The sequence below is a fragment of the Pseudomonadota bacterium genome, assembly GCA_039714795.1.
Lineage (GTDB): Bacteria > Pseudomonadota > Alphaproteobacteria > JAGOMX01 > JAGOMX01 > JBDLIP01.
This window is the reverse complement of sequence record JBDLIP010000142.1, coordinates 1-3952: the sequence shown is the minus strand read 5'-3', so window position 1 is coordinate 3952 and position 3952 is coordinate 1. Positions and strand designations below refer to the sequence as shown.

General features: G+C 45.0%; 2 protein-coding genes. One reads left to right on the top strand and one right to left on the bottom strand.

What is annotated here, in order from left to right; all coding sequences use genetic code 11:
• Positions 1 to 93 precede the first annotated feature (93 nt).
• Entirely contained in the window at positions 94 to 3384 is a 3291-nt protein-coding gene (locus ABFQ95_07945; protein ID MEN8237451.1) for a hypothetical protein, read from the bottom strand.
• 175 nt (positions 3385 to 3559) lie between these two features.
• Here ABFQ95_07945 and ABFQ95_07940 point away from each other — a divergent pair.
• A partial coding sequence (locus ABFQ95_07940; protein ID MEN8237450.1) for an IS6 family transposase occupies positions 3560 to 3952 on the top strand: 393 nt, incomplete at its 3' end.

Here is a 3952-nt window from a genome sequence, read left to right as displayed (position 1 = left end):
ATAGCTCCGCATTATAACTCCAAGGACTGGGGTAACTTATCCTTATATTATACCACACGAAAAAGCGAATTTTACCTTTTCATCTGCAGGTGCCTATAGCAATACATGATGGGTTTTCTTAACCGTAAATCCCGCTTGTTGTTCCGGGTGATGCTTTAAAATCGTTGCTAGTTTCCCCCGGCTTAGGGATTTTAAAACTTTTTTATCGAGTAAGCTATCCTCTTGTGGTTGCCAAATATCAACATCATCAAACACCAGCAACGTCGCCGGCGCACTGCCCCGACCAAACAATAGTTTCTGCCACAAACCAACAGCGTTGTCTGTGATAAAATTAGCAGCTGTCGGTTGACTGCTAAGCCCAAAAGGCACAAGCATTTCCTGTTGCAACATGGAAGCCTTTTCTCCATAGGCATTAATGCCCATTAAGGCATAGGCCTTATCTTGCTGGCAACGATAGCCAGTTGGTTGGTCAAACAAACGCAGAGTCACCCGAGGTAATAGTAGGTTTTCTCGTTGCGCAGGACTGGCTTGTTTGTAAGCATGCGCTTGGCCTTTATAATACTGCCGTAATCTTTGTAAGATTTTATTCGCAGCAGCATTGCCCAATTGCACCTGCTTTAGATCACGTATCAAAGCATCGATCATTTGATCCTTCAGTAGCACTTCTACAGGCTGGAGCCGTAAAATCAACCGAGCCACCCTGAGTCGATCCCGTTGCGATTGCAGGGGGGTGTGTTGTAATTGATAAATACCCTGGACTACCACATCAATTTCCGCCTCAGTGCTTTGCAGCAAACGCTTGACAATTTCTGAGTTTGCTGCGGCAACCCCTGGTAGTCCTGCTTGGTTTGCTGCAAAAGACTGCCACCACGTATTGTTGGGATTAGAGCTGATGCAGTCACTGTTGTCAGGCAAAGTTCCTGAAGCAGTCGGTGCCGGTTGGTTTGAGTCAAGGTCTGCTTTGGGTTGCTGTCGTGGTGAATGTGGAGGAGTCTTTGAATACGCTGCTAGCGCTCGAGACATCCGCAAATTTGCAGAAGGATTGGCTGCCTGCGCTTGCTTAATCTGGTTGATGCTGGTTTTCAACCCCTTTAATAACTCCGCAAGCGCCTGTGGCAACAAGGCTGAGTTGGTAAACGGCCAGGTCAAAGCACAGAGAGCCAACTTTTCTTGAGCTCTTTGCCAGTATTCCAAGGCGACCCGGGAGTGCGGATTTCTAGCCTTTCGCGCTTTCATAGTGTGATAAATCCCGCTGGCCAGATCAATTATGTTGAGATATTTAATGGTTGGCCGAATGTCGACGATATCTGACAAGCCGTACTCAAAGGCAATGCTTTTATCATAGTAATGACAGAAGCGCGCAAAAACATGATGGTTTAACAATACCCCCATGCTGCGGCAGAAGTTGCTCAACAAGTAGCCTTGATGCAAGAATGTGCAAAGATCAGCAATATCAATCTGAAACTTGTTACGTAACAGCTGCGGAACCTGTTGTTGCCAAAACCCCCGAGTTTGCGGTGATTTGCAGGTGATGTCGTTCATGATTTCTAGCAAAGTTTCCTTGCCATCATCGCCGCTCTGGCTTTCGGCGCGCAAACACTGCCGGGCATAATCTTTCAAAACCCGCAACACCATTACATTGGCCACATGTTGTTGGAGAAATTTCCAATCTTGTCTATCTTGAGGATCAGACAAGTCTGCAAGCCTTGGTAAAACTTGCAAATATTGCCAAATGAGCCCTAAATGCCGAACGTTTAATCCCTGTTGGTGCAGGCTTGTAACTAAAGGTAGCGGGCGCAACTCTTGTGAATGAGTCGCCGCTTGTTTACTCATCGACTGACGTAGAAGCTTCATAACCTCAGGAGTTAGCAGCTGCGTTACAGTTGTTGGAATTGTCTTCTTACGCAGATATAGGGTGGCTTGTAGCAAGGCTTGGTTATCTTGCTGGGCCTGCGCATCTCCCACCCAATCAGTAAAGCCATCGGCATTTAAGGGTTGAGAATAGTTCCTCACAAATTCAGGACGCAGTTTTTGATAAAACACACTTTGGGCAGTATCAAGACTTTGCATGGTTTCAGGAGGAAAAACTCGAGCCAGATCGAGACAATAATAGCTTATCTGATCTTGGTTCAACTCGCATTCATGCACTTCCACATCACAGCACAAAGCCATATTGATGTTTTTTACCGGGTGCGGTTGCAGGTTAAATGCACTTCCCATCTGATCCATAGCTTGTCTTACTTGCAGGTTCGCATCATGGACTGTTTTACCAGCATCAGCTGAGCCATAAACCAAAGAGGTAGATGTAATCGGGATCAACGAAGTTGCCATCAATCGATAGCCACGATAATCAATCACTGCCATCAACGGAGTTTCAAACAATCCCCCATAACTGGTAACATACTGAGCTCCCAGCAGTTCTTGCCCGGCATTTTTAAAGGCCAAATGATCTTTTTGCGATTTACCGCCATACAGCCAGACCTCATCTTTTATTTCTTGATCCTTGGCAAACTTAAACAAAATCCCATGCACGATAAACTTATCACCACCGGCAATACCTCCTACATTAGCCGCAGGAATCGTCTTGAGACGATTGGGAACATCATATTCTTCTATAATCATCCGCCCACAGGTAACCGCGCGATCAACAAAAGATGTTCCTAAATGATGTAAAGCTTCCCACTGCTTTTGATGCGCAAAAAACTGCTGTAGCGTGCTTATACAAGTCTGTGAATCGACTGGGGCTCTAAACACATGACTTGTCTCACCTGTGGTTAAAGTCACCTGATTATCTGTGATATCCAACTTTTGCACAGAAGATAAAACCAAAGGAGCTAGAGATTCTTTTGCATCATTTTGCGGCGGTTGATCTTGCCAAAAACGAATTTGATGCCGCTGAATCAACAGTTTCCGTTGGCTCCAGGTTTGATCAGTTTGTTTCTGCTCAACAGTTCCCTGCCAATCTCCAGGCCAATGCGACAGGTTGTGTAAAATGTGATTCAATTGTTCACTGTAGTGATAGCGAGATTCGGGGATTCTATCATCTGTATCACTGGAGGAATCACTGCTGGAACTATAGGTATAACTATCTGTGTCAGAGCTCCACCACAAAACAGGTTCACTGCTGTAACCTACCATTGTAATAGGGCTGTAGCTATTTTCCTCAGTAGAGCTACAACTTGAGCTCAAGCCGTAACTTGCGCCAGCACTAGAATATTCCAGATTTGCTTGTTGCTCTGTAGTCTGGTCTGTAGCTTGACAAGCAAAACCACCTAAAACTTGCGACCACAGATAGCTAACAATCACAACCCGCGCCGTTAGACAGCGAAAATAGCCAACAAACATGGATACCTCTCCCTTTGCTTCGTTATTAAATTCTGCCACTCTTTGATTGTTGTTGCTTAGCTTGCTTTCAATACCTCTGTCAAGATGGCAGGCGATTAAGAGTAGAAAAAGGCTGGGGTATTTTCCAAGTTGGTGTGTGTGTTATACGGTTCCGTCGCATCTGTTGCCGTCCAGTAAAGATTGAGGTATCTTCACCATGAAGGTAGGTGCTCAAATGTTCAAAGTTTCAGAAAAACTCTCACATCATTTTAATGGATTCAGTTCTTCAGCTTCAGTAATCCTGATGTTTATCTATATGAAGTTTCGATTCTCTCTCAGTTATCGCAAGTTGGAAGAGATGATGCTGATGAGGGGCGCAAGTGTTGACCACTCAACCCTGCAAATATGGGTTAAACGTTTTGCTTCACTGATCGACAAGCGTGTTCGTAAACGCAAAAAGCCTGTTGGCAGTAGCTGGAGAATGGACGAGACTTATATCAAACTGAGTGGCAAATGGGTTTATCTATACAGAGCAGTTGATAAGGAAGGCTACACAGTTGATTTCTTATTGCGGGCCAAGAGGGATAAAGTTGCTGCCAAAGCCTTTTTCAAGAGAGCCATCAAAAAC